The organism is Selenomonas oralis (genome assembly GCF_051603425.1).
In the GTDB taxonomy this organism is placed as follows: domain Bacteria; phylum Bacillota; class Negativicutes; order Selenomonadales; family Selenomonadaceae; genus Selenomonas; species Selenomonas sputigena_A.
The window spans coordinates 1,152,124-1,177,179 of sequence record NZ_CP194411.1 but is presented as its reverse complement, the minus strand read 5'-3'; the positions used below and the strand labels follow the sequence as shown (position 1 = coordinate 1,177,179).

37 protein-coding genes, 1 other RNA gene and 2 pseudogenes are annotated in these 25,056 nt (G+C 53.0%); 4 read left to right on the top strand and 36 right to left on the bottom strand.

Going from position 1 to position 25,056, the window contains the following annotated elements:
* Positions 1-35: 35 nt before the first annotated feature.
* From ACRTGH_RS05625 to ACRTGH_RS05455, 35 genes and pseudogenes are all read right to left on the bottom strand, one after another.
* Entirely contained in the window at positions 36-335 is a 300-nt protein-coding gene (locus tag ACRTGH_RS05625; protein WP_368847573.1) for a DUF2213 domain-containing protein, read from the bottom strand.
* A gap of 88 nt (positions 336-423) precedes the next feature.
* Positions 424-633 carry a hypothetical protein gene (locus tag ACRTGH_RS05620; protein WP_368847572.1) on the bottom strand — a complete coding sequence of 70 codons (210 nt, stop codon included), beginning with the start codon at positions 631-633 and terminating at the stop codon, positions 424-426.
* Positions 626-1,483 carry a minor capsid protein gene (locus ACRTGH_RS05615; RefSeq protein WP_368847676.1) on the bottom strand — a complete coding sequence of 286 codons (858 nt, stop codon included), beginning with the start codon at positions 1,481-1,483 and terminating at the stop codon, positions 626-628. Before ACRTGH_RS05615 ends, ACRTGH_RS05620 begins: the two co-directional genes overlap by 8 nt.
* Positions 1,366-2,427 (bottom strand): annotated as a pseudogene (locus ACRTGH_RS05610) (phage portal protein); the annotation flags it as partial. The pseudogene ACRTGH_RS05610 and the gene ACRTGH_RS05615, both read right to left, overlap by 118 nt.
* Before the next feature lie 170 nt (positions 2,428-2,597).
* Positions 2,598-3,230, bottom strand: coding sequence for a hypothetical protein (locus tag ACRTGH_RS05605; RefSeq protein WP_368847571.1), 633 nt, complete (start codon positions 3,228-3,230; stop codon positions 2,598-2,600).
* A gap of 128 nt (positions 3,231-3,358) precedes the next feature.
* On the bottom strand, positions 3,359-3,613 hold the full coding sequence (locus ACRTGH_RS05600; protein WP_368847570.1) for a hypothetical protein: 255 nt from the start codon (positions 3,611-3,613) through the stop codon (positions 3,359-3,361).
* Positions 3,614-3,618: 5 nt separating this feature from the next.
* Complete coding sequence (locus tag ACRTGH_RS05595; RefSeq protein WP_368847569.1) at positions 3,619-5,079, bottom strand: structural protein; 1,461 nt, start codon at positions 5,077-5,079, stop codon at positions 3,619-3,621.
* Complete coding sequence (locus ACRTGH_RS05590) at positions 5,057-6,409, bottom strand: hypothetical protein (protein WP_368847568.1); 1,353 nt, start codon at positions 6,407-6,409, stop codon at positions 5,057-5,059. Before ACRTGH_RS05590 ends, ACRTGH_RS05595 begins: the two co-directional genes overlap by 23 nt.
* Positions 6,410-6,421: 12 nt before the next feature.
* Positions 6,422-7,828, bottom strand: a complete 1,407-nt coding sequence (gene terL, locus ACRTGH_RS05585; protein WP_368847567.1) for a phage terminase large subunit — start codon at positions 7,826-7,828, stop codon at positions 6,422-6,424.
* A pseudogene (locus ACRTGH_RS05580) lies at positions 7,821-8,322 on the bottom strand (terminase small subunit). Before ACRTGH_RS05580 ends, terL begins: the two are co-directional and overlap by 8 nt.
* A gap of 451 nt (positions 8,323-8,773) precedes the next feature.
* Complete coding sequence (locus ACRTGH_RS05575) at positions 8,774-9,520, bottom strand: hypothetical protein (protein ID WP_368847566.1); 747 nt, start codon at positions 9,518-9,520, stop codon at positions 8,774-8,776.
* The gene (locus ACRTGH_RS05570) at positions 9,513-9,980 is read right to left on the bottom strand and encodes a Panacea domain-containing protein (RefSeq protein WP_368847565.1); all 468 of its coding nucleotides are present in this window, start codon (positions 9,978-9,980) and stop codon (positions 9,513-9,515) included. Before ACRTGH_RS05570 ends, ACRTGH_RS05575 begins: the two co-directional genes overlap by 8 nt.
* A 107-nt stretch (positions 9,981-10,087) precedes the next feature.
* On the bottom strand, positions 10,088-10,603 hold the full coding sequence (locus tag ACRTGH_RS05565; protein ID WP_368847564.1) for a hypothetical protein: 516 nt from the start codon (positions 10,601-10,603) through the stop codon (positions 10,088-10,090).
* Positions 10,604-10,663: 60 nt separating this feature from the next.
* Positions 10,664-10,954: a hypothetical protein gene (locus ACRTGH_RS05560; RefSeq protein ID WP_368847563.1), complete on the bottom strand. Its 291-nt coding sequence runs from the start codon at positions 10,952-10,954 to the stop codon at positions 10,664-10,666.
* Positions 10,955-11,023: 69 nt separating this feature from the next.
* Positions 11,024-11,434 carry a hypothetical protein gene (locus ACRTGH_RS05555; RefSeq protein WP_438474786.1) on the bottom strand — a complete coding sequence of 137 codons (411 nt, stop codon included), beginning with the start codon at positions 11,432-11,434 and terminating at the stop codon, positions 11,024-11,026.
* Positions 11,431-11,922, bottom strand: coding sequence for a class I SAM-dependent methyltransferase (locus tag ACRTGH_RS05550; protein WP_368847561.1), 492 nt, complete (start codon positions 11,920-11,922; stop codon positions 11,431-11,433). The genes ACRTGH_RS05555 and ACRTGH_RS05550 overlap by 4 nt, the downstream gene beginning before the upstream one ends.
* A 199-nt stretch (positions 11,923-12,121) precedes the next feature.
* Entirely contained in the window at positions 12,122-12,349 is a 228-nt protein-coding gene (locus tag ACRTGH_RS05545; protein ID WP_368847560.1) for a hypothetical protein, read from the bottom strand.
* A gap of 63 nt (positions 12,350-12,412) precedes the next feature.
* Positions 12,413-12,844: a hypothetical protein gene (locus ACRTGH_RS05540; RefSeq protein ID WP_368847559.1), complete on the bottom strand. Its 432-nt coding sequence runs from the start codon at positions 12,842-12,844 to the stop codon at positions 12,413-12,415.
* Entirely contained in the window at positions 12,841-13,224 is a 384-nt protein-coding gene (locus tag ACRTGH_RS05535) for a hypothetical protein (protein WP_368847558.1), read from the bottom strand. Before ACRTGH_RS05535 ends, ACRTGH_RS05540 begins: the two co-directional genes overlap by 4 nt.
* Positions 13,217-13,378, bottom strand: coding sequence for a hypothetical protein (locus ACRTGH_RS05530; RefSeq protein WP_368847557.1), 162 nt, complete (start codon positions 13,376-13,378; stop codon positions 13,217-13,219). The genes ACRTGH_RS05535 and ACRTGH_RS05530 overlap by 8 nt, the downstream gene beginning before the upstream one ends.
* Entirely contained in the window at positions 13,375-13,587 is a 213-nt protein-coding gene (locus ACRTGH_RS05525; RefSeq protein ID WP_368847556.1) for a hypothetical protein, read from the bottom strand. The genes ACRTGH_RS05530 and ACRTGH_RS05525 overlap by 4 nt, the downstream gene beginning before the upstream one ends.
* On the bottom strand, positions 13,550-14,017 hold the full coding sequence (locus tag ACRTGH_RS05520) for a RusA family crossover junction endodeoxyribonuclease (RefSeq protein ID WP_368847555.1): 468 nt from the start codon (positions 14,015-14,017) through the stop codon (positions 13,550-13,552). Before ACRTGH_RS05520 ends, ACRTGH_RS05525 begins: the two co-directional genes overlap by 38 nt.
* The gene (locus ACRTGH_RS05515; protein WP_368847554.1) at positions 14,004-14,156 is read right to left on the bottom strand and encodes a hypothetical protein; all 153 of its coding nucleotides are present in this window, start codon (positions 14,154-14,156) and stop codon (positions 14,004-14,006) included. The genes ACRTGH_RS05520 and ACRTGH_RS05515 overlap by 14 nt, the downstream gene beginning before the upstream one ends.
* Before the next feature lie 18 nt (positions 14,157-14,174).
* On the bottom strand, positions 14,175-14,552 hold the full coding sequence (locus tag ACRTGH_RS05510; RefSeq protein ID WP_368847553.1) for a single-stranded DNA-binding protein: 378 nt from the start codon (positions 14,550-14,552) through the stop codon (positions 14,175-14,177).
* Positions 14,549-15,127 (bottom strand): hypothetical protein, encoded by a 579-nt coding sequence (locus ACRTGH_RS05505; RefSeq protein WP_368847552.1) that lies wholly within the window; start codon positions 15,125-15,127, stop codon positions 14,549-14,551. Before ACRTGH_RS05505 ends, ACRTGH_RS05510 begins: the two co-directional genes overlap by 4 nt.
* Positions 15,111-16,163 (bottom strand): hypothetical protein, encoded by a 1,053-nt coding sequence (locus ACRTGH_RS05500; RefSeq protein WP_368847551.1) that lies wholly within the window; start codon positions 16,161-16,163, stop codon positions 15,111-15,113. The genes ACRTGH_RS05505 and ACRTGH_RS05500 overlap by 17 nt, the downstream gene beginning before the upstream one ends.
* A 4-nt stretch (positions 16,164-16,167) precedes the next feature.
* Positions 16,168-16,758, bottom strand: coding sequence for a hypothetical protein (locus ACRTGH_RS05495; protein ID WP_368847550.1), 591 nt, complete (start codon positions 16,756-16,758; stop codon positions 16,168-16,170).
* A gap of 10 nt (positions 16,759-16,768) precedes the next feature.
* On the bottom strand, positions 16,769-17,470 hold the full coding sequence (locus ACRTGH_RS05490; RefSeq protein ID WP_368847549.1) for an MBL fold metallo-hydrolase: 702 nt from the start codon (positions 17,468-17,470) through the stop codon (positions 16,769-16,771).
* Positions 17,470-18,273, bottom strand: coding sequence for a recombinase family protein (locus ACRTGH_RS05485; protein WP_368847548.1), 804 nt, complete (start codon positions 18,271-18,273; stop codon positions 17,470-17,472). The genes ACRTGH_RS05490 and ACRTGH_RS05485 overlap by 1 nt, the downstream gene beginning before the upstream one ends.
* A 16-nt stretch (positions 18,274-18,289) precedes the next feature.
* Complete coding sequence (locus tag ACRTGH_RS05480; RefSeq protein WP_368847547.1) at positions 18,290-20,236, bottom strand: AAA family ATPase; 1,947 nt, start codon at positions 20,234-20,236, stop codon at positions 18,290-18,292.
* Positions 20,237-20,352: 116 nt separating this feature from the next.
* A complete protein-coding gene (locus tag ACRTGH_RS05475; RefSeq protein ID WP_368847546.1) occupies positions 20,353-20,604 on the bottom strand; it encodes a hypothetical protein in 252 nt (83 codons plus the stop codon).
* Positions 20,604-20,735: a hypothetical protein gene (locus tag ACRTGH_RS05470; RefSeq protein WP_368847545.1), complete on the bottom strand. Its 132-nt coding sequence runs from the start codon at positions 20,733-20,735 to the stop codon at positions 20,604-20,606. The genes ACRTGH_RS05475 and ACRTGH_RS05470 overlap by 1 nt, the downstream gene beginning before the upstream one ends.
* 134 nt (positions 20,736-20,869) lie before the next feature.
* Positions 20,870-21,100, bottom strand: coding sequence for a DUF4406 domain-containing protein (locus ACRTGH_RS05465; RefSeq protein WP_368847544.1), 231 nt, complete (start codon positions 21,098-21,100; stop codon positions 20,870-20,872).
* A complete protein-coding gene (locus ACRTGH_RS05460; RefSeq protein ID WP_368847543.1) occupies positions 21,097-21,225 on the bottom strand; it encodes a hypothetical protein in 129 nt (42 codons plus the stop codon). The genes ACRTGH_RS05465 and ACRTGH_RS05460 overlap by 4 nt, the downstream gene beginning before the upstream one ends.
* An 89-nt stretch (positions 21,226-21,314) precedes the next feature.
* Positions 21,315-21,378, bottom strand: an RNA gene (locus ACRTGH_RS05455) — hammerhead ribozyme type II.
* Between the two features lie 162 nt (positions 21,379-21,540).
* Here ACRTGH_RS05455 and ACRTGH_RS05450 point away from each other — a divergent pair.
* Positions 21,541-22,191, top strand: coding sequence for a hypothetical protein (locus ACRTGH_RS05450; protein WP_368847542.1), 651 nt, complete (start codon positions 21,541-21,543; stop codon positions 22,189-22,191).
* 229 nt (positions 22,192-22,420) lie between these two features.
* Here ACRTGH_RS05450 and ACRTGH_RS05445 read toward each other — a convergent pair whose 3' ends face one another.
* Complete coding sequence (locus ACRTGH_RS05445; RefSeq protein ID WP_368847540.1) at positions 22,421-22,627, bottom strand: helix-turn-helix transcriptional regulator; 207 nt, start codon at positions 22,625-22,627, stop codon at positions 22,421-22,423.
* A gap of 132 nt (positions 22,628-22,759) precedes the next feature.
* Between ACRTGH_RS05445 and ACRTGH_RS05440 the strand changes: the two genes are divergently transcribed.
* The 3 genes from ACRTGH_RS05440 to ACRTGH_RS05430 are packed head-to-tail and all read left to right on the top strand — an operon-like array spanning position 22,760 to position 24,753.
* Positions 22,760-23,440 (top strand): XRE family transcriptional regulator, encoded by a 681-nt coding sequence (locus ACRTGH_RS05440; protein ID WP_368847539.1) that lies wholly within the window; start codon positions 22,760-22,762, stop codon positions 23,438-23,440.
* A 26-nt stretch (positions 23,441-23,466) separates the two neighbouring features.
* Positions 23,467-24,225: a hypothetical protein gene (locus ACRTGH_RS05435; protein WP_368847538.1), complete on the top strand. Its 759-nt coding sequence runs from the start codon at positions 23,467-23,469 to the stop codon at positions 24,223-24,225.
* A 21-nt stretch (positions 24,226-24,246) separates the two neighbouring features.
* Positions 24,247-24,753, top strand: coding sequence for a hypothetical protein (locus ACRTGH_RS05430; RefSeq protein ID WP_368847537.1), 507 nt, complete (start codon positions 24,247-24,249; stop codon positions 24,751-24,753).
* Positions 24,754-25,056 lie beyond the last annotated feature (303 nt).

Sequence of the window (25,056 nt, the reverse complement as noted above, 5' to 3'; positions counted from 1 at the left end):
CTGGCGACATTGTACTTCGCCTGTAGCTCGCCGAGCTATTTTTGCTTTTCCGTGCCATCTTGCCTCCCTTCCGTGAGCACCGTGCCGACAGGCTGCACGCTCCGCACATTGCCTGCCGTCACCATCGCCTTATGCCCGACAGTGATCGGCTTGCCTCGGATAGACGCAAGGCTCGCCGTGCTGAAAGCCTCCTCCGGTGGCCGGTACTCCCATCGCTCCGAGCCATCGGCATTCTGATATCTGAGTAGACCTGTCCGCCCGATGATAGGCGTATCGGCGATAAATCCCTCATCGGTCTTCGTCGCATGAAATGTCGTTGTGTCAAATCTCTGCATCGCTTCACCTCCTTTCATGGATTCTGGGCATAAGAAAAGCACCTTGCGTAATTTGCAAAGTGCTTTTTCTGTATTTACTGCTACCTGCTTATATCAGCTCATCAGGATCATGCCCTTTATACTTTTTCTCGATCTCGACAAGTTTCTCTTGATAACGCTCCTTTGTAATATGCCCTTTCTCAAGCATGAGTTTCGCGAACGATAGAGCTTCATTCTTTGAGCCCCCCCTATACCCAAGACAAACGACCGCAGGAGGATCGCGCCAACGCCGATCTGTAAAAAGTCCCTTTTTAGTCATCGGTTATCTCCTCTAAATAAATATGGAACTGTCTGCCAACACGTTCAATAGTTCTAACCCAAAAGCGACTATTTCTAGGATAAAGAATTTCCTGCTCCGCGCCATTGTACGCCCGAATATCCCTCCCCTGTGTTGATTGTAGTATAAATAGCTTAACTTGTCCATGAGGATTATAGGCTTCTTTACTAGCTGTCATAGAGGTATATGCAGGATAGCTGACTACTGCATCTATTTTGTACTTCGATAAAAACTCTTGTAATTGATCGTCGCCATAGAACGTCAAACTTCTTTGTACTGTCCCGCTATATCTCGGCATTTTTCCTAAAGCCAAATCCAGAGATGACACCCAAGACTTTTCATCTGCCGTCAAAGATATTTTATTGCGCAACTTTTCATTCAAGCGATATGCTTCGCCACCGATATACCGCATAATCGCAGCTTCTTCCTGCGGAGTGACATCCGTCACTTCCTCGTGTTTCCCCTTCTGCGGCTCGCCGAGATGCCTATCCCAGTCAATTACAGGGAGCGCAATGCAACGGCAGCGAATCGGATAGCCCGGATGACCTTCGGGCGGCGGATTGTTCCATGAGAATACCTTGCCTTGCAGTGCCCTATGAGAATCGCGCACACGCTCATCGTGCGACGTTTCCCATTCGTATTCATCAATGCCAAGCGATTCCTGCTTCCTGCGATTAATTTGCCCGTGCAGCTTGCCGAGCTGGTCGCGGGCAATCAGTTCGGCACGACGTTTCTCCTTCTCCGTGATCGCCTGTATTTCGGCGATGAGGTCTTTCGCCAGTCCCGCATGATTGACGCTGCCCGTAATGCGAGCCGTGAGAATCTGGCGAATCCTGCGCATTGTCTCATCATCAATCGAGCGAATAAGGTCGAGGTTTTCACCGACCCACATCTCTTTGAGCGCATCGAGGTCGTCATCCGCATCCTTTCGCAAGAGACGTGCGCCTGTATGCGTCGGACAAGATTATAGTAGTTCTCCATGTCTGCTTTACCCGTAGAGTTCAGCCCGCCGGGGCTGCGCCCGAAGAGCACCGTGACAGGAATATCCGATGCCGCCGAAAGCGCCGTTTCAAACTGCTCGATGATGTCTTTTACCCCTGCAAGGCTCATGTTCTTGAGATCGTAGTCGTCTTCCTTGTCAATGGCGATAGTATTCATCAGATGGCGCACCATGTCGATGAGCTGCAAACGCACCTGCACAAATTTCTCCGTCTCTTTGTTTTCAAGATTGTTCGTCAGCCCTTCCAGCTTCAAAATGCCCTGCGACATTCGCGAAAGTGCCATAAGTGCAAGACTGTTGCCCGCGCTGTATTGCAAGAGGTTTTCCCGCAATTCGTCAAATACCTTGCCGCCCCAGCCGTCGCGCATCCGACGTTTCTGCGTCGGAATAACGCCGCTCTTGAATACAAGCAGATGGCTCTCGTGCACTAGGAACGAATTGCCGTTGTAGCCAATGAGCGTGTAAAACTCCGGCTTGCCGTAATTCGGGTTATACGGATCGTCGTAATAATAGCTATCATGAACTTGTATCTCGGGCGGCTCGAACACTTCCAAGCCCTCTACCGTCTTGATACTCTCCTCGTTCAGAGGATCTTCCAACGTGCCGCCATCATTGACGAGCATCAAGATTGCTGCACCGCCGTAGAGCCTGTCCCATGCGAGAGCCGCCGAAAAGACTTCCTGCACGCGCAAATCCTCAAGCACCGACTGAATTTCTGCATCTTGCAAGAGCAGTGTCGTGCCGTCGCGAAGTTCGAACCCCGCACGCACAGCCTCATCGCAGAAGACTTGATGTTTTTGCGAGCGCCGCCGCTATACTTAACACTCGCCGCGTTCGTCTCCATCCAGCCCGACGTTGCACCGACAAGCATCTGCTTGTCGAGCTCCTGCTGGAAATTTTTGCTATTTCAAGCGTATTGATTGCCATATTTCTTTACTCCTTTTCTTTAACCTCCAAGCGCGGCAGCGAATTGCTCCGCGATCGCGCCACCTGCGCCATTATCACCGGATCTGCCGTCACCGCTTCCGGCGTGCTGCGTGTCCTTGACCGCCCAAGCCTTGTCCTTGAGCCATTCCGCTGCACCATCGGCGATGGTGCCTTCCGTGCCGTCCGCTTTCATGTAGCGATACGAACCGTCGTCCGCGACCTTGATGCTCGGCGCGACGAGCTTTGCAAACTCCTGCGGGTCGACGGCATTACTCTTCGTGAACGCGTCGACCGTCTGCGCCATGATGCCCGCCTGTACGCGCTTTTCCTCGGCAGTCTTTCGTGCCGCCTCGGCTTCCTCATACTTCTTCGTGAGGTTCGCCATCTGCGTTTCGAGCTTCTGCATCGCCGACTGTGCCCCTGTCTTCGTCTCCTCCGATGCAGCGAGCTTCGTTTCCAGCTCCTTGTGCCTCGTCTCAAGCTCCCCATGCTGCGTCTTGAGCGCAGCAAGATCGCTTTCCGCCTTGTTCTTGGCGACACGCGCATCCGCCGCCTCCTTGCGAATCTTCGCAAGCTCATCCTTGACTGCCTGCACGAGTGCAGCGCCGTCCGTTGCAGCCTCCAGTGCCGCAAATACGTCTTTCAGTTCCATCTTCTTTGCCTCCTGTGCATATATTGTGATGAGCGCCCGGCTCTTTTCACCGCATAGAAAATGCCCTGCCGTCAAGCACGGAGGGCATGAAAAAACCGCTTACGTTTTCGTAAGCGGTACCGTAGATTTTATGCGCTCTTGAAATATGGCTCGATGTCAAAATCGGATTCGATATACAGCGCATCAACTTGATAGTCGTTTTTCACAACCAATTCGCCCTGTGGCGAGGAGTAGAATTGCCATGCACTGGAATCAACATCTTCAAGAAGCCTGTCTTTTCGAAGTTTCGGGATATGTTTTTCCAATGCGGCGCATTGTTTGCTGAACCATTCTGGGGCAAAAAATTTACAGACTGTATACGAGTACTTATACTTTCTAGACATCGCAATCACTCCAATCCGAATTTTTTATTTACGCCCTCATTACTCTTAATCGAAGTTTTATAAATATCTTCGATTGCCTCTTTTCTGCTCATATTTTTATTGTTCATCTTCTCCGAGATAAGAACTTCCCATTCTTTCATTGGGCTATCCCTATCAAGTTCTCGTCTAAGCGTCTGATCCGCCATCAGATCGCGTGCTTGTCGCCTATACTGGTTACGCAATTCAAAAGCCTGCCGCGCTTGCTCCTCCGTCGAAAGATCTTTGCTGATTCGTGCGTGAATCCGCTTGTCGTGATAAACGTACCACTCACGCACAGTCTTATTGTCCAGCTTTCCGATATAGGCTTGCAAATCCGCAAAATCCTTTTTCTTTATTATATCACTCGATGGGATTTCTGACGATAGCCTGCTGTCAACTTTTTTACCGCCATAGCCCCGCGCGAGTTCCGTCCAGCTGACTTTTCCATCCATCACAGCCTTTGCGCCGTGCACGCCAAGGAGCATCCGCCTTTGATGCGGGTTGACGCTGCGCAGATATTCCATACCACCATCCTCAATGCGCTCATGCGGCGTCTCGTTGTCGAGCATCCCACGAATCACGGGCTTGAGGACGCACATGCAGTTCGGATGAGCAGGGATCAACGGCACCTTGCCCTTGGGGAAAATCCCTGCGCCAAGCCCGTAGAGATTCGCTTTGGCGTAGAGGTCGCATATATCGTAGACGGGATGCCGTCCCGAGAGCCGCCATTGGTAGGCGATGCAGTTCTCATCGGCATCCCAACGTGCCAGAAAACCGTCATGGTACGCACGCGCCATCTCCGTCCGCGCGATGCGCTCGGCGAAGTAGCGCGTGCGCTCCTGCGTCGCGACGTAGATCGCGTTTTCCAGCGCTTTCTCATTTTGCGCTTCAACGGCTTGAGCAAGCTGCGCATAGGCGGCACGCATCCCTGCGGTCGTCCGCTTGGCGATTTCCTTCTTGACGGGCTTGAGCATCCGCAGGAGCTCGGCGCGCGGGATGTCAGCGCGGCGGCCTGCCGTGACAATCTCCTGCAAAAACTTCGGCAGGTCTTGTGTGGGGATCAGACCACCTTTTTGGTAGCCGTCAAAAATCGTAAGTGCCGTTTGCCGATACGTCGTGCTTTTGCGCAGCTGCTGCGTGATCGCCTGTGCGACGAGCGCCCGCACCAGCAGACCGCCGCGCGTCGTGCGCTCGGAGAGCGTGAGCTTATCCGGCGCCCAGCTGTGCGTGAAAAGCCGGTCACTGACACCGTCGGGCAGCGCCCCGCCGTAGCCGCGCACAGCCTCGGCGATGATCTGCGCCTGCGCCTCGTCTGCCATGACCTGCATGACGGGATAGAGTGCATAGGCACGGCGCACCGCTTCTTCCACGGGGACACCTTGAGCAAGCAGCTCTCGAATGTGCAGCTCAAAACACACGACGACCTCATACGTCGCTTTCAGGTTCATGTTCGTTCTCCCCGTACGTCCGCGCCTGCTCGGTGACCGCCGCCGCTCTCTCAAGCTCCCCGATGATCGCGTCATACGTCGCCGGCTCAATGTTCGGCAGGTAAGCTTCGAGGACTTTCCTCGCGATTTCGATGCGATACGTCTTGCTCGCAAAATCCATGTCGAGAGCGAGCTGCGACTGCTGCAAGCCCTCCGTCACGTCAGCAATCTTGAAGTCGCGCGGGTACTCGCAAGCGTAGCCGATGCTTTCCTCCGTCCACGCCTCATAAAGCGCGACGATAGCTTTCTCCGCTTCCTCGCACTGAATCGCAAAGTCAACGAGGCGCTGATTCGTGCGCTCGAAATCCCATTGACGCGCGACGCCCGATTTCGCCGTCTGCACGCCGATGACCGAATCGATGCCGCTCATGCGGTACATCTCGCGAATCAGGCGGTCGATCTGCTCCGTCAACACCTGCGCAGGCGCAGCGTCGGGCGCGATAAAGGCCGGCGGATGCTGACTCTCTGGCGGATAGGTGAGCACGTTGTTCGTGCCGATGGTGATCTCCGTCTCGCCGCTGTCGGGCATCGTGAGAATGTTGAACGTCTGGTTCTGCAAGATCTGCGTGTGCCAGCTGCAGAGCTGGTAGACGTGGTAGTTCGTCTGCGCAACAGACAAGAACTCCGGCGACGGCAAGACCTCCATCGGGTCATTGCTGCGCCCGAACCACTGCACGACGGGCAAACGCTTGAGTGCATGCGCCCCCTGGCGGAGCAGCTGCTTATTCTCGTCGAGCACGCGCCAATCGGTCGCCGTCCACAGGTAATAACGCACGCGCGCCTTGTCCTCGGAATCCTTGACCGTGCTCTTGTAGCCGAACGCGACGAGCCTGCCGCGCTCATCGAAGCGCCAGTGCGTAACCTCCTGCGGCAGCACGGCAACGAGGTACGGCAGCGCACGCTTGTCGAGGTTCGCCTGCACCGTCTCGCCCAGCTCCGCCTCATTGTTGACGACGACGTAGACGACGCCGTAGAGCTTCGCCATGACAGCAAGGCGGCGAATGTAGTTCTGCAGGTCAGCCCCCGTGCGGTCGGCGTCGTCGAGGAACATCTTGAATTTCGCCGTATCGTTGTATTCGCGCTTGATCTCATTGCGAAAAATCGGGTCGACCGAGGCATTGACGATAGGCCCCGTGTAGTTGAGATAATACGCCAAGGATTGACGCTTCACATAGTTCCCCGCGCTCTCGCGCTCATGCTTGACGAGTGCGCCGCCGCCCTCAAACTGCCCGTCACCAAAATAAGCATCGCGCAGGAGCTGATATGTTTTCTCCCGGTTCTGTATGTCCAAGGCTCACCCTCCTCAGTAGATATTGCTGCGGCGCGCCGCGACGACAGGCGCTGTAATCTTCTCTGCAACACCTGTCGTAGCGTCCGGCGCATCATCGTGCTTGTTCTTGCCCTCTCTTTGGTAGCGCGTCATGGCGGCGTGATACTCCGGCCAGCGGTCGCGCCAGTTCACAGGGAAGTAGATGTGCTCCATCACCCATGTCGCATTGGACAGAATGCGCGCCGCTTTGTTCTTCGTCTGACTGAACGTGTGAATCGCAGTCTTGTTGCTGTTGTAAGTGCCGGCGAGATGCTGCCTGACCGCGCGTGCGAAGCCCCTGCCGCCGGAGTTGGATTCGATGTCGCAGACGTTGACGCCGTTTCGGTGCAGCATCGCGGCGGTCTTCGGCTCCGTCTCCTCCATCGGCGCTTTCGTATAGAGCACGTCGAGCACATACGCCTCTTTGGCATACACGCCGTAAACGATAGCGCAGAGATAGTCGTCACCCGTGTCGGCGGTATCGACGTAAGCTCGGACGCTCGTAAAGAGCGACTGTCCTGCCCCGTTTCGCGGCACATCCGCATACGTTTTGAGCGTGCTGTAGAGCCTGCCCTTGATGTCGATGGGCTCCTGCTGGTAGTTCGCGCTCGCGATATCCGCGCCCATCGCCCGCACCTTGTCGTCGTAAGACTTGCGCGAGAGGATTGCGTCACAAAGCATCTGCCCATCGTCCTGCAGCGCCTTCATGGAGATGTGGCGCAGCCGGCGATCCGCAAAATGCGCAAGAACCTTACCCGCAAGGTCGTCCGATGCCCAGCGCGTCATAATAACGATGATCTTGCCGCCCTCCTCAAGACGCGAGAGCATCGTATTCGTAAACCAGTCCCAATGCTTCTCTTTGGCCGTCTCGTTGTACGCCTCTTCGGCGTTCTTGATGAGATCGTCAATAATCATGAGCGAGCACCCAAAGCCAGTCGCCGTGCCCGTCGGCGATGTCGCGAGATAGCTGTTATAGCCGCCTGCAAGGCTCCACAGATTCATAGCCGCGTCGCCCAGCTTGATGGCGATGCCGGGGAATATGTCGCTATAGACGATGCGCCCCGCGTCCGCCTTGATCTCCTGAATACTGTTGCGGACGTTCTTTGAAAACACTGTAGAAAGCGTCTCGTTGTACGAACCCGTCATGATCTTCTCTTTCGGATTTTTACCGAGAATCCACTCGACGAAAAGCCCCGCCGTGCGGCTCTTGCCGTGGCGCGGCGGCTCATTGATGACGAGCACCTCGTCTTCGTCCTCGTAAAACGCCTGCATTGCATCGCAGAGCTCCCGGAGATAGGCGCGCTCGGGCTTGTAAAAGTCGGGCGCACGCAGTCGGCAATAAAAAAAGAACTCGCGCCGTGCAAGTTCCAGCTCCGCTTGCCGCCTCAGCCTGCTATCCACCCTCAATCAGCCGCCTCAGCTCATCCGTAGACAAGCCTGCAAAGGGATTCTCCGTAACTGTGGCCTTGAGTTCGAGCTTGTCGTTGAACATGCCGATGTGCCTCCCTAAGAGCTCCAATGCCTTGATCTTGTCGTACATCTTGACCTCGATGCCGTTTGCGCCCTGCTTGATCTGCGCGATAGCCGCACGCTGGTCGTCTGTCAGCTCCGCTGTCGGCTTGACCTCAACGACGGGCACCCGCGCCCTCGTACCGTCGGGACACGGCACCTCGCGCAAACGCACTCGGACATGACTGGCCGCGTCGGCAAACGCCACACGCGCCAGCTCTCTGACGACGCGAGATTTCAGTTTGGATTTCTAGTTTCTTCATGTTTTGCCAACCGCATTGATGCGCACTGCCAGCTCTATACCCGGCTCGAATTGCTGCCTGTGTTACGTTGAAATCAACCAAGTACTCATCAATAAATCGTTTCTGCTTCGCCGTCAGCTTCACGTCGTCACCTCCCTCAGCGCATACAAAAAGGGCGCCACACTCGTGCAGCACCCTCGATTCTCAGCTTATACTATATCACAGACCCAATAGGACATTCTAGGACATCTTTTCTGCAAACGCTCGTAACGCGCCACCATGGAGCCGCGTCACCTGTCGATAACTGTAGTTCATCTCCGCTGCGATCAATGTAGAGCCACTGCCGCAAAAAAAATCAACGACTCTGCTGTAGACGTGTAATCAATCAAATCTGGTGTCTCCTCTCTTTTGGGGCATACAAAAAGGACACCGCCGCAGCAGTGTCCTCCGGGGCGTCGCCTCAGCTTGCCCCTGTGCCCTTGTGCAATTTTCGATGGTACTAGTATAGCACGATTTTCGGTGAAAACAAGGAAGCAAATCGGAAGTAAATCGGAAGTAAATCGCTGTATGACTTATCCACAAACCGTTTCATAGATTATCCAAATCTCCACCAATAAATCAACCAAGCAATACAATCAAGTAAGATAAGAAAAACTATCATAGAGTTGATTTGTTGTATACGTTTAGAGTTCCCGTCATTTTCCACATCATAGCCTTTATTAACGGTTTGAACAAATCTCAGCAAAAGATTTACCAAATTAAAAAGCCCCATGCCAAGCAAGGATACAATAAACACCAATCGGTATATAGATGCTTTATCTATATTAGCAAGAACAGAAGTAGAGAATGCCATCCCTGCTACAAAGGTAATTATGATGGAGGAAAATATGCCAAGGATTGTTATATAATCCTTTTGCATCTCCCCTGCTTTCACACGTATGGATTCCAATCCTTTAGCAATATCTTCATGCTTTCTATTGAGTTCATCGGCAATCCTTCGTGTGTAATCGATACGTGCAATATCAAGATTAACATGATCGTACAATTTTGCAATTTTTTTACAAAGCGTGTCCTCTACCAAGCCTCCGTCCTTATTATTTTCAATCGCTTGTTTATACAATGCATTGATATTTCGAGACAAGATACTAAGATCATGAGCGCTATCTCTATCAATTCCTGTAATAATTCCAAACACATCTGAGTATAGGTGGCGAAAATCATCCGAATAAATATACCGCAACTCCCGTATATAAGCTTCAAAAACTCCGTGTTCGCTTATACTAGTATCGTCTTTGGCAAGATCTCTTAAGAGTTCTTGTAATTTCATTTGTTTGTCAGGCATACTGAGCAATCACAGCCTTTGGTATGATTTCTTTATTACCCAAACCGCCCCGATAAATACGATCCCAAGGTTTCCCTGGCTCATGTGTTGCATTGACAAGATTCCATATTTTTATAGCGCGTTTTTCCTTTACAATAGAATCTATGGCAATCTTTTCATTATGGGTAAATGAAGCACTCGGCATATCTGTTTCATAAATCTCTGCCGATCCATATCCACAGTAGCGCATATATACTTCCCGAACGACGGGACCGAGCGCCCAAGCTTCTATTTCATCCGAGAACAGCACACGATTCTCTTTTTGAAGAAAATGTACCTGCACATAGTACAAAATCTTTTGGAGTTGCAAATTGCTGATAGGCATACCATCCAAAGCACATTTGCGGATCAAATATTTCGCAACATCGACAGCAGTATATTTACCCACAAACTCCGGAGTATGGTCAAAAAAGAAAAACATCTCCATCCCTCCTGATTTCATACTAAATATTATTTATTATAGTATATCATAATTTTATGATATTTGCACGATAACGCACGTAAAATATAGAATCTATTACATAGATTCTATATTTTACTGCAAAAACCTCTTTTATTATCAAAATCCAATCTCATTTGTTCCATCTTTTTAACTACACCAAATATCATCAGCATTACATCTTGCACACACTTTTCACCTCGCACCCGCGCCCACTTTTCCGTATACCCCGCCTCGCGCGCCACCTGCCACCAAGCATACCCGTCGATGTACCGCCCGCGCACGAGACGCTCATCATTAGCCGAGAGGCACGCAAGCGCACGATCCACCGCCCTGAGTGTCCGCTCCATGTCCCGCTTGCGCTCTTTCATCTCCGCGATCTCCTGCGCCGCCCTCATGCGCCGTTCTGCCGCTGCCTCCGTAGCCGTCAGCTCCGACGTGCCGCCCATCGGCTCGTCTCCATAGCGGGCGATGGCGACGGACTCGCCTTGCAGGGCGGCCGTTCGCGCCTCAATTTCTTCCGCGAGGTTCTGCACGGCGACCTTCATCTTGTTGTACTGTCCCAGTATGCGCTTCGTCTCCTTGATGCAGTCGCCGTCTGTCACGCTAATGCCTCCTGTTCTAGCGTCCTCTTCATTTTGTGTCCGAATCGGACAATGCAGATGTCACATATACGATTCGACAATCGTCGAATCGTCCGTCGGCTGGCGGCACATCTTGACCATATCCTCCGGGATAGCCGCCCGTACTGCGTCGAGCGTATCGCGGGCGATATAGATCGCCCGCGACGCATACGGCGCCTTTACCCCATGCGCCAAAATATGCGCCCGCGCCACATAACTTCTTGGTCTATCCTTCGGGCGCTCGTATACGGTCACAATCATTACGATTCTGCTGCTTCGCCGCCACAGATTGACCAGCCTGCGAAACTCCTCGTCCGTCAATCCTTCTTTCATTTCATCCGCCCTCCTACATTGTCACCACACGCACCGAAAGAGCGGCGTTTCCGCCGCTCTTTTTTGTGCTCAAATCTCTCGCCCAGTCCGCAAATCATACGGGCGAATATTACTTATCCCGCCAAAATTAGGCTCATGCCCGCACCGCCTTGCCCATCGCCTAAACACTCTTGACAGACGCTTCCCCAGCAATTCAATTTCTATGAGCGTGAGATTGTCCAGCCATCCCTCCGCCGCATCGCCCGCAACATCGTATGCATCACGCTGCAGTACCTCAAGGACACACTCTGCCTCAATCACTGGCTTAAACGGCTTATATCTGCCGATGTAAACCAAATGCGGCTTGTCCCCCTCTGGATAAAGTTCTGCCTCTTGCCTCGCCTCAGCCAGTGCCTCCTCTATACTGGCATATTCCCCCGTATAGCGATCGGACTTGTTAAAAGTGTAACTGTATTCAATCATGACTGTCACCTCTCTCATACATCCGTCTCATCCACAGGCATCTTCATGAAACACATCCAGTGCGTATTCATATTCTTCCCGCTGCGGTGCCCGAAAAGAGGCGTCGCACCAATCGCCGCCAACACCTCACGCAACGGAATGTCCACCTCGCTCCACTTAAACACGAGCGTCCCATATGGTTTCAGCACCCGCATACACTCCCAAAATCCATCATGGAGCAACTGTGGCCAGCCCTTATCCAGACATCCATACTTGAGACGCGTCCATGATTTCGGCCCCGCGTGCGTAAGGTGCGGCGGATCAAATACCACAAGATAAAAACTCGAGCTCGTAAACGGCAGATGCCGGAAATCACATACTGTATCGGGACTAATCTCGATGTAACGCTGCGGATAAAACTCATGTCGCGGCACTTCTCGTATATCGCAAAATTCGACACGCGGATTCTGCTTATCAAACCAAAACATCTTGCTCCCACAACAAGCATCCAGTATCGGTTTTACCATCACACATCCCTCTCATCCAGCCGCAGACCAAACAATGTGATCTGCCGATCATCCTCTCTCACGCGATGGTCTGCGCCCATCCACCATCGCATGACCTCCGCGCCTGTCTCCCACATGGCATGCGCCACCTTGTCAATCTCACCGTATAGCCCGATCTCCTTGAGCCTCTACCGTCACCTCCACAGCCCTTCAAACCTGCTTAATTGTGTCCCATCCCGTGACGCCTTGCGTCTCGATGGGTATTGCTCGGATTGTGCGATCGCGTAAACTGACAGCCGTTCACACAAAACAGGATTCCCTGTGCTTTTCTCGCAAGTGCTGACGCATTTCCGTTTTTCTGTTTCAGTCGTGCCAATTCTTGCAACACTTCTTTGGGTTGCTCTCTGAGTTCTCCCATTTTCATCTGTTGGTATCGCTTTATGTCCATTTCAACTTTCCTCCTTCAGTCGCCGATCCCGGACGAAGGCCTTCATGTCTATCCCATATTCACTCATTCCCAATCCCCCCGCTTGTGATTCTTTTCATTCACGCGCTCTTGCAGTTTCCCACGCGCCTCCTCGTCATAACCCAGAGCATCCAGCCACGACGTGCATAGCGTGATCACGTCCGTCAACTCCAGAGCGAGACGCATTTGCGCGTTTTGGAGCAGCTTTTTTAACATCTCCTCATCCGTGAGCTGCGAGATAATATGCGCCTCCTGCACAACCTCATGCGTTTCCTCAATAAGTTTTGCGATCCATGCCATCGCCGGCGCATCGCAAAACCTTGTGCACGGCTGCGTCTTTATCACGTTGATGATGCGCTTATTCTCACACTTCAGCAGCGCATTCTCCTCTTTGAGCCGCTGTATTTCCTGCTCACACTCAACGAGCAGCCCTCGCACCTCGCGCAGCCTCTTAAATATTCCCTGCATGTCATTCATCCTTGTTTCCTCCCCTCGATCTCACGCATCAGCATCGCCCTAAAATCCTCCTGCTCCTTGCGCACAAGGCTGTACCTTGACGGATCGTACGCCGCCAAAGCCCACTGCGCATCAATGTCAGCCGTCATGTGCTCAAGCGTCCCCGGCTTAAACTCATGCAGATACGGCTCCATTGCCGCTTGCACATTGTCCAGCCCCGGCACACGCTGTTTGAGCGCATACCGGAAAGCATACACCATCGTGAGCCTCTCCTCGCGCGTCAACATAGAGCGAGGCTCTCGTTGCCTCTCACGCCTCGCCTTGCGCCCCTCGTTAATCAGGCGCTTGCTCTCACGGCGCGCCTCAAGCCTCTCCAAAAACCGCCGATGCCTCTTAGACACGCTCACACGTCTGCCCCCTCTCTGCCTGCTCCACCTCGCGCTCCTTACGCCTCTGCCACTCTGCCTGCCGCCCCAGGGCTGCCAGCAGCCGATGTGCCCTACGCGCCTCCTCGCGCCGCATAAACCGGCGGCTTCTCTGTCCTCCGTGCCTCATATGTCATCTCCTTTTGTACCGACAAGCTCCAAGATTAGCATTCCCTTGGAGCGATTCTTTCTTTTTGCCGCGTCCCGCCGTCGTGCGGTCGGGCTCGTCCCCCATCTCGCCGTAGCGTAGCTCACGCCCGCCATTGCGGCAATCTCCTCGACCGTGCCCTCACCGATATACTCATCGCCTCGATATGCCGCATAAATGTTTTTTGTCATGCTGCACCTCCTCGAGCTCCCACATCACAATCTCGATGCGCGGCTTATCGTCATACCACTTGCCCAGCGCCCCATAGCCAACGATCTGGCTGTCGTCCGCGTACCACAAGCCCTTGAGCGCGTCCTCTACGCCCTTGAGGATATTGGACACGTCGGGCTTTGTCGTCGGGCGCAGCCGTCCTGCGATCGCAGCCTCCCTCTTGCGTTTGCTCATCGACTTGGGGATTGCCCTGTAAATCTTGAGCGAGAGCTGCACCGCACCCGTCACGGGCACTTCGGGCGCTTCCTCAGCGGCGACAAGCCGGACATACTGCTTGTAGTCGCGGCTCTTGGCAGGGTCATACGCTTTGACAAAGCCGCCCTGCCGGCTAAAGCGCGGCCTGCCCTGCGCCACCGGCTCGCCAAAGACGACGGCCTTATACTCTCGCATCCCTGCTCCTCCCCTCGTCAGCTTCGCGCTCTTTCTCTTGCGCCTCCCGCTTCCTGCGCTCCTTCTCCTCGCGCCGTATTCGTCCGATGGCTTCCCAGGCCGTCGGGTCGCGCCTCTTGCATGGGACGTACTCGTTCATGGTGTTCACTCCTCTGCCTCAAAACGGGATTTCCTCGCCTCGGAAATCCGTCGCATCGTTCGCGCCGTGCCCTGCATTGTCGCTCTTCTTACCGCAAAACTCCATGCTCTGCACGACAACCTCGGTCACATAGCGCTTCGAGCCGTCCTGCGCGTCGTAGCTCCTCGACTGGATGCGCCCCTCAACGGCGATCTGCTGCCCTTTAACGCAGTAGTTGCCGATAGTCTCGGCGAGTTTCTCCCATGCGACGCACGCGATGAAATCCGCCTGCTTCTCGCCGTTCGCGCCCTTTCGTCGGTCGATGGCGAGCGTGAAGGATGCGACAGCTTTGCCGCTCTGCGTGTACTTGATCTCCGGGGCTTTTGTCAGCCGCCCCAAGAGGATTGCCTTGTTCATGCACCTGCCTCCTTCCTACCGCCCGGCAACACCGACAGTTTACCTGCCAATTCCCCGAGCAACATATCCACATGCCTTTTCGGTAGAGCGTTCAACGTCTCCCGATTCTTTTTGCGGTCTCTCTGCCGCTCAACAATCGCATTGTAAATGCGCATGAACTGTGCTCTCGCCGTGTTCATTTCATCCGGCTTAAGCTGACAAAGCTCTTCCTTGCCGAAGCTCTTCACGGCTCGTTCGACCGCTGGATGTGTGAACGGCCAAGGCTTGTAGATAAAATACTTTTTCGCAAAGCTCCATGCCTCGTGCCATGCTTCGTCCGCAGATGGCAAAAGTGGCTCACCTGCCTCGCCCTTGACAAACTGATGCAGGTTCTCGATCTGCTCACAGACTTCCGCCACCGTCGGGAAGAACTTGCAGATTTTCATGAGTTTGAGCATGGCAGCGTTAATCTCCGCGATGTTATATGCCGACAACGCCCTCGCGTAAATCACCAGCGTTCCCTCGTTGGCTTTGCAGTGTGGGAAAGCCAGAAGGTACGGCGTCAGCGTCTTGACAATCTCAACCTCGTTCGTCATGGTGTTCAGCCTCCAGTATCGCAATAGCTCGCGCCGCCACATCCACCTGCGGAATCCGCTCAATGTCTGGCGCTCTCGGCCTCTTGTTGTCGTAGGTGCCCTCAAGCACCTTGATGGCATTCGCGGACTTCATGAGCCAGTCGAAACTTGCCGTCCAACCATGCCCGTTCCTGCCGCAGAGAAAGTCGCTCGCCTCGACCTTGCGGAAAAAAGCACGGACTTCTCCCATATCGCCACGAAACTCCCGTAAGAAGCGGGTCTTAGCCTCTTTCTTGCGCTTTTCACTCATGACCTTGATGGGTGTGAGAGAGACGCAGATCGCGTTGTACTCGTCCATGATGGCGGCATAGGGTACAGCAGGAGAACGGATGCCACCGCCTTGGTTCGGCTGTGCCGCTGTGTCCTCCTGGGAATTTTTTACAAGCGAAAGGGCAGGAGCGGAGACGGGCGCACTCGGCGCCTCAGCGCATAAGTGTGTGTCTATATCTCTGTCCTTGCTTATGCTGTCTAAATCCCTAGTAGTACCTACCCTATCCTCTCCTAACCTAACCTTACCTATCCTATGCGGACAATCCGCCGCCACTTGCCCGCGATTCGCTGGCAGTTGCCCGCAATCCGCCGCCACTTGCCCGCGATTCGCCGCAGGCGCGTCATTACTGGATTCTTCGGCATCGGGTTCGGCTGCCGCTTCGACGACCGCGACGGCTGCATTCTCCTCTTCCGTCTCGACCTGCTCCAACAAGTCCTTGTAGATGCTGTCGCGCTTGCGGTCGGAGCGAATCTTGTTGTTTTCGTCCCAATCGAGGATGTGCGCGACAAGATCCTCATTGAGGAGACGGATAAACTTTCGATCCGCAAGCTCCTGCAAATTCTCCTCAGTGGCCGCCGCAAGACGCATGACAGAAAACGCCTCTACTACGCCGTCGTCGTCCGCGTTCATCACGAGGTGCATATAGAGCGCCTGCGAAGCGTGCGACATGCGCAAAAAGCGAGCCGATGATGTAATTTTTATGGAAAGCATCCTGCGTTCAGCCATAGTCTTATCCTCTCATGGGAAACACGTTGCCGCCGATCCGCGCTGCATCTTTTGCAAAGGGGATTGTCTCATCAAGCAGCTCGTCCGACATGCCTTCTGCATCTTCTGTCTCAGGCGCTGTTGTAGAAGCATCGAACAAGCCGACCTGCGCCCGCTGCCCTGCGAGGAACAGTTGCGCCTCCTCGCGCAGTTTCGTCAAGAGACGCGACGTATCTACGTCCCAATATCCCGCAATCTTCCCCTCTTCCTGCGTAGACGCCAGGCAGTAAGGCGGTGACTTGAGCGTAACCTTCAAGACTGTCCCCGGAATGATGTAATCGCAGACGATAATAGCGAACTTGTTCAGATCCTTATCCTCGCCATAGGTCACGCCGACGGGTACGAATCGCATCGTGACCGCCCGATCGACAAATACAAGCTTCAAGCCCTGGCAGAAACCAGTGGCGAGAGCATCGAATGTGTCGTAAAACTCCTTCCGCGCCATCTCGCAAAACTTCGAGGTGTGCGCGCTCAAATGACTGTCTTTCTTTTTCCGGTAGTCAAACGTGAGCTCAGTACCATCACGCTTGATTTTCTTGATTTCAAACTGTGCCATGATGTCCTCCTTATGCGATATAGACCTCTGCCCCCGTCTCCTGCTGCACTTGGTGCCGGAAACTTTCGGCGTCGCTGTTGCCGTCGGATAGATGCAGCAGGTAAATCTGCCGCACTTTCGTCATGTCGTTGGCTCGCAGGAACTCAATGAAGTTCTCAAGGCTCATGTGCGACTTGACGAGGCGCTTGGCAAGCGTCCGGTCGAGATTCCCTTCCTTCACGCGGCGGTCAACGATCTCGTAGGAATGGTTGCACTCCACGAGGAGAACCGTGCAGGGCGGGAAACGGTAGCGCAGATAGTATGTGTCCGTGGCATAGAGCACGCGGTCTTCTCCGTTGTCGAGCAAAAACCCCAGCGGCTCTTTCGCGTCGTGCTGCACGCCAAACGCGGTCACGTTCCAACTGCCGATGCGCCGCGTCTCCTTGTCCGCGATGATTTCTACGCACGGCTCTTCTTCTGCCTGCAACGCCTGTGCCGTGCCCCTGCTCATATAGCACGGCACACCGCGAAGCAGGAGGTCTTTGACCGCCTTGCTGTGGTCTTTGTGCTCGTGCGTGATGAGGCAGGCGGCGCAGGCGGACAGGCTGAATCCGAGATGCTTCTGAATTTCTTTCAGGCTGACGCCGCACTCGATGAGGATGCGAGTGCGGCTGTCGTCCACGCGGTAGAGATTGCCCGAAGAGCCGGAGGTGAAGCAGTCGATGCCGAGCATCAGAAGCCCGGCCCTTCAAGCGTGCCCTGCGCGTCTGCGGCGGCTTCATCCGGCTTTGCTTTCGGCGCTACCGTCGTCCTCTTCGGGGTAGCTGCTTCCTTCGGCATATCCACCTTTGGCGCATGTGGGATAGTCTGCGGCTCTTCCATCTGCGGGACAAGCTCCTCGGCGTTGGCGTTTCGCTGGATTTCTTCGATGGGCTTCTCCACGATTTCCCTCGGTGTGACGTCGATAGTGTCATGCACTTCGTCGACGGTCTGCAAGCCCATCGACAATTCCGGAGCAGTCGTGCGGATGAACCACGCCGCCGCGCGATAACGGAGCATCTGGTCGGGCATGGTCTTCCACTTGCTGCCGTTCTTCGCGTACCAGCCTTCCTCTTTGGCGATCTTGATGGTGACTGCGGGCCCCTTGAGAATTTCACCCGTAGACTTCTCCTTTGCCCATGCGATGATACCCTGCGTGTCCGTGCCCTTCTCGCTCGTCTCCTCGTAGTGAATGGATTCGTATCGGCCGCACTGGTTGAACATGGCGATCATGAATTTGCTCGACCAGCTCGGCGTACCGTGAACAACATAGAGGTTCTGCATGACCATCAAGGGGTCTGCGCCGAGCCTCTGCGCCATGTTAAGTGCGATGACGCAGTTGCTGAAATTCTGCTTGCCCTGGAACTGCGTCGGCACCAAGGTCGAGCTTGAGAACATCGTCGCCATGCGCTGTAAAAGGGCAAAGCCCTCAGCGCTCTGGAATCCTGCCGTGACACCTAGCGGAGCGTTCTGTACGGTCTGCATTTCGTTTGCCATTTTCGTTTCCTCCTTTTCAGGCTGCCGCCTGTTCCTTGTCCTTGCGCACGATGCGCAGCTTCTTGTCGTCAGCGCTCACGATGAGGCGAATGATTTGTCCGTCCATCGCGGGAAGCTCGCTGACGCTCTCGCAGTTGTCGACGAAGATCGGCGTCGTCGTGCCGTAGTGCTCGCTGAGCGTTCGGATGATGTCGAGACCGACCTTGATCTCTTGGCTGTTGCTCATGCGCTCCACGCCGTCGTAGAGGACGCTGCAGCACTCGCTCACGCCGCCGTTGACCTGCGTCTCGAAGAGGCGGAACTCGGCGATGCGGAACTTGCTGTTGATGCGCGCATCGAGCATCTCGACCTTCGTCTTGATGAAGAGGTCAGTCAAGTAAAGCGCGTGTTCCATCACTTCAAAGAGGACGGCGAGATTCTTCTGCCCTTCCGTAAGTTCCTCGATGCGGTCGAGTCCCGTCCGATACGCTTGCAGCTTGCCGAGGGTTTCCGTCCGCACGGCGATGTCGAGATCGATGGCTTTCTTCTCCGTTTCCAGCTTGTACGCTTCCGTCTCCACTCCTTTGGCAAGCTGCTCGATCTCGGTGAGAAGCTGCTTCTCCTCCCGCTCCGCCGCAAGGTACTCCGCATCCTGCGTGCAGTCGGCAAGCGTGTCTTCCGTTGTCGCAAGAGCGGCGAGGGCGGCTTTCATCGACTGGATTCTTTCCTGCTTGGCTTCTGCCTCGCCCTGCAGTCGTTCCAGTTCCTCGCCGTATTCTTGGAGCTTTGCGGCGAGGTTCTTGCCTCGTGCGGTGATCGCCGCAAGGGTTTCGGACTTCTTGAGGTTGAAGTCCGCCTGCGCCTTTTTGCGGGCTTCCTCGATTTTCTCCGTCGGGAGCTTCTGCCCGCAGGTCGGGCAAGCGGCCTCGATGTCAGTGGAAAAGGTTTTGCCGTTCTCTGCGTGCCATTCGTCGCGCGTCTTTTGGATGGCCTCACCCCTCGCCTCGATGTCGGCTTGCAGGGCTTCCATGCGCCCGTTCAGTATGGCGACGCTGCTCTGTGCCCGCTCGATGTCCGTTTCCAGCTCACCGCGCTTCTTCCGCTTGTCCAGTGCAGCCTTGTTAACTTCTTGCTCGTAGCGATTCTTGACGGCGATCTGCCGCGCTTCCAGTTCGGCGATCCTGCGCTTCTTCTCGGCAGATGCGCCGCCCGCATGGAGCGCGGCGAGCTTTCGGGCGATCTCATCCTTCTGCTCCTGCAAGTTCTTCAGCTCCAAGCGCAGAGGCTCTTCGGCGACACTTTCCACGTCGGGCAGGCCGCGCCGCACCTCGTCGATGCGGACGGGAATCTTCTTCAGCTCGTCGTTCGTCTTCGTCCGTGACGCCTGCACCATCTTGCGATAGTCGTCGATGCTCTTGCCGCATAGCATCTCCGGCAGGACGGCAAGCTCTTTGTTCGCGGCGATGACCGCATCATCCGAGACGTCGCCGCAGATGTCGAGGAGAATCTTGCGCCGCTCCTGCCAGCCGAGCTGGTTCTTGAAATAGAGCGGGTCCGTCAGGAGTTTGAAATGCGCCTCATCCATGATGGCGTTGATGCGCTCCGTGTACTCGCGCTTTTTCGCCGGCACGTCGTCAATGAAGAAGTCCGTGTCGTGCCCCGAAAAGGTTTCCGTCGCGCTGCCGCGCTTCTTCGTCCACTTCTCATGAAAGACGCGCTTGAGCTTGACGGCCTCGCCGCCGTCGAGCTGCAGAACGGCTTCGACGCTATGCTCTTCGCCGTTGTCCTGCGCCGAGCGCTTCTTGATGTCGTCCGACAGTTCGCGCCCCTTGCTGTCCTTGCCGAAGAGCAGCCACGTGAAAGCGTCAAACGCTGTGGTCTTGCCCGCGCCATTCGCGCCGAAGATGTCAACGTCGGCCTCGTTTAGGACGATGTTCTGCGTCTGCGCTTTGAAGTTCTCATAGGTCAGTCTGAGCAGCTTCATCTTGATTTTCCCCTTTCGTTTGTGATATACTCACGGTGAAATGTTATTCATCTGCGCTCGGAGCGGTTGCCGCCGCTCGGGCGCTTTTTCTTTTTATTGTTATCTTGTTCTCAACTTCATCTGTCCTTAGACATATTTTCAATCGTTTTCATCGCGAGTTTCTTCGCGGTAATAGCAACGTCAGAGAGGAGCGAAAGCCTTTTCCACGGATCTTGTATCTGCTCAAGCGCCAGAGTAAGAATGTCGATTGTAGACTTGGCAATATCTTCATCCTTGCCTCGTACGATTACTAGGCTAACGTTATCAAGATTCACACTACAAAAGGCGGTATCATATTTCTTTAATACTGTTCTAAGATCCTCGCCCATTACTCCACCGCCTCAATAGCATCGTCGATGGTCGGGCAATACCGCTCGATCTCCTCCGCTGTGAGTCCCCGACGCCGATCAGCGTCACAAAAAATCTCGATGAGCTCCTGCATGCGTGTTGTCTCTGTCATAAGATTACCTCCTCGTACTGCGCCTCGATCTCGACGCACCTCCACATCTTGACATAGGCATCCACCCCGTACCAGCGCGGCAAATCCAGCGTTTTGGCCGTTTGCGCCTCAAGGCGGCAGCCCTTGCTCTTTGCCTAGTCGCCGCAAAATACGACGCCATCGCATCGCGCAAGCTCGGCTAGGCAGATCACCATGATGTCGGAGTAGGACATCGCAGCAAACTGCTTCGATTCGGACATCCTGCCGACGGGATTGTAAAATGCCGTTTGCGGCGTCGCCTTGCGCAGCAACTCTTCCGCCTTCCGCGCGCGTTCGCGATTGCGCACCTCGTCGCCCGTGTACGGATGCGCTATATAAATCCTCACGACGCTTCCTCCTTTGCCTCTTCCATTTCCGGCTGTTCGGCCTTGCGGATCTCGATCTCAAAATCTTTCAGGCCGCTCAGCTCTAGCAGCACACGCCAGATATGCGCCGCCTGCGTCTCGGTCATAGGTTTCACCTCCATACAGTTTGCAGGATTGCGCCCTGCACGGCTTTGGTTGACGCCTCATGGCGTCCGCGTGCATCTATGCAGGACGCTTCTGCCTGCCTCATCAGCGCGGGTAGGCAATCTCCCGCGGACGCCCTCGCGGGCGTTTCGGCTCACTGAAGCGCCGCCACAACGCTCTCATTCCAACGAATCTGATATCCGCTGTGGCCGTTCCTCTCAAACGGCATCTCCTCGCCGTACTGCATCCCTGATCCTTCCTTTCATTGTTACCCCCTCCTCGCCGTGGTATAATCACGATGAAAGGAGATATCCAACATGATAGAAAAATTAATGATCGACGATGAAGAGTGCCTGTTTGAACTTCCAGATATTTGTCCGTGGTGCAATAAGGGAATCTCTCCACTTCTGCTCGCAAAAACAAGGGCTGCCGAAGGGAATGAATTTGGATTCATCCTTGCCTGTCCTGTATGCAAACACCTATTCTTATCGCTTCACATAATCCATCAGAACAATTGGGGAGAATTATCTTCACAAAGGGCTCCAAAGCCGCCCTTCCGTTTGCCACCCCTGCCTATCCCGCCTGAGATAAAGCAGCACTATCCGGACTTTTATCAAATCTACGAGCAGGCATCTGTTGCCGAGATCGGTGGCTTAGACAAAATCTGTGGCATGGCGTACCGTAAAGCCCTTGAAATACTGGTAAAACAGTACCTCATCCAACAATCTCCTGATAAGGAAGAAGAAATATTGAACGAACCCCTCGGGCGTTCCATCGCTCGAATCCCTTTTGAAAAAATACGAAACTTGGCGAAGGCTATATCATGGATTGGCAATGACCAAACCCACGCCGTTCAAAAACATCCCGACTACAATATCCCTGAGATGAAGAAATTCATGTTGGCGCTGTGTCATCTCATCGTCGCCGAATACGTCGCTGGCGATGCCTCTGACTTCGTGTCATCCTGACCGTCTGCTGGAATCTCGCCAACATAGCGACCATCCGGCAAATAAAACCGCCACATCAGCCGACATGGACTCTCCTGTGTCCCCTCGCCCTGCACGAACGCAACGCGCAGGGCTTTTGTTATGCTCGCATTCTCAAGCCGATAGATTTTTTCGGATTTCATCGCACTTCTCTCCTCTCTGCGCCGCCCCCGCTGGATCGCGAGGGTGATGATATAGAATTAGATTCTAGTCAGATCCCAAAAAAAATCACATCGATAGGCATTTCATACACCTTAGATATGCGTTTTTGATATCGTGGTTGAACGCGATCTGGATTACGTTCCCACTTTATAAGAGTGTCTTTTCCCACTCCCAAAAGCTTTGCAGCTTCCAATAACGTGAGATTCGCGTTTACACGAGCTGCTTTCAGGGATATCTTGGGGAACAATATAATCACCTCCCGTTTCTTTTCTGATATCAGTATAATAGAATTAAATTCTAGTATCAAGAATTTTTTTCTATATTTTTATATTTATATTGCAAAAACTAGAATTTTATTCTATACTTAGGCTATGGAGGTGTACAAGCGATGTCTCTATCTGACAAGACGCTAAAAGCGCGTGATCTATTTAGCGAACGCCTTAGAAAAATGCTTAAAGAGCACGATTTAAATCAAAATGAATTAGCAAAAATCCTCAATGTTTCCGAAAGCACCGTAGGGAAATGGGTGTTGGGAAAATCTATGCCACGAACAATGGGGCTTATCCAACAAATAGCCGATTACTTTGATGTAGGGAAAAGCTATTTTCTGGAAGACAATCCCTCGGAAGAACCCAGTGCCCTCCCATCCGCTCCCTATCGTTATGTGCCCGCTTCAGTTGCTGCAGGAAGTCTCACCACCATCGAAGGACTGACCGCTCTACCGCTCGTGACTGTTCCCGATTGTATGCTTGGACGATATGCGCGCAATAAAAACATTCTCCTCATGCCCGTCAACGGAGAGAGCATGAACAACGTTATTCGTAATGGCGCAATTATCGCCGTACTCACAAAAATCGAACTATCGCAAATCAAGAATGGCGATATTGTGGTTGTCAGCAATAACGGTGATTACACTGTCAAGCGTTTTTTCAATGATAAAGAGCACCAGGAGTTCATCTTCCGTCCCGACAGCAGCGATATGTCCTACCGCGACATTGTTTTTAGTTACAGGGACTGTGAGGACTTACAGCTTGTCGGTAAGGTTGTTATGTATAACGTGACGTTGTAAAAACACTGACATCAGGAGACGCCATCATGGGACTACTTGACTTTATCTTTAAGCGTTCTCGCACAATAAATCCTTCGAACGGTGTGCAAACGGGCTACTTTTCTAAGGAAGAGGTTCGTATTATCGAAACATCTGATTTAACAGGATACACAGCAAATCCCACAGGCGTTTTTTGTTGCACCAATAGAAACTGCCTATCTCATCGGCTTCGCTACATACCCGCACAAAACGAAGCCATTGCCGATACCATGCGATGCCCTGAATGCGGGCATTGGATGATTCATGAAGAGCTTCATCTTACACGGTCACGGCTGTCACAAAAAATAAAGTATGACGGTGCCGGCAGTAGGGAAATCTACCAAGATGCTCTCGAAATGCTTTCTCTTGACGAACGAATTTTTATGGCTTGGTCGTTAGTCGACCCAAACGATACAAACCATAAAGATTTACAAGTTACCTCTTTCGATATACTACTAGATCTTGCACCAATAATTTTTGATGAAGTAACTTTGGGTAACTTATCTCGTTGTATGGAAAAACTCACCTTGAACAAATATCCTGCAGACAGAATCGCATCTGCCTATGCTAGGCTTCATAAATTTAGGAGCTTTTATCAACAATTAAAACAGTCGCAGACTTATAAACAAGTCGAATTAAAAAAAGATTTCCTCACTTTCTGCTCAGATGTCGGCGATCCCACTTGGATATTTTATGTTTGGAGCAATTTCGGCTTTTTCAAACGCGTCAACATAAAGAATAGAGTCTATCTTACCAAACAAATATAATACAGTAAGGAGATACGTATCATGAAAAACATTTTTCTCTTTCTATTACCCTTGTTCTTTATCACATCTTTATCTGTAAGTTTGGTTCATGCTGCAACATGGGAGTGGATAGATTCTGATGCTGAAACCGGATATTTTTTTGATTCAGAAAGCATCAAGTATGAATTAAATCATGATTATCTGAATAGGGCAAGCTCCGTCGACACTAATCAAATTACGTATTGGAAAAAAGTAGTATATACGCCAGAGGGTGCAGAGAAACTGGTAAACCTTCTCAATGATGAAAACTTCTATGACGTACGATCTAGTAAATCCTTGGAAACTATATCACTATCTGATAAGACCATAACTTGCTATACAGTAGTATTTTACGATGCCAGAAATGAGGTTATTTATAGCGAGGATGGTGCAGCTTTTGTGCATACGATTGTTCCTGAATCCTGGGATGAGCTCGTACTTAATACGATTCGCAGTTATGCATCTGCGCACAAAGATCTGCTTATGAAGAATGCTTATGCCAATGATTAAATCGCCAAGCGCTTCCTGTCATTAGACAGCCGATATAACGCACCCGCAATTTAACTGAGCGTGCCAACAAAACAAAAAAAGTCACCCTTGTATCATCCAACCCCAAGTACAAGCCCATGGTATATCACAAAGGCGACTGCGATGACATCCGCATCTTGGGCAAAGCCGTCGCGTATCTGCACGATTTAGAGTGATTGCACGGGCGGAGAGACGGCTGCGGCGGGATTATCATAAGGGCAGTAAATAAATTTTATATGCCCTCCTCTTTCCAATATCACAGGAATATGCTATAATAAGCGCAGA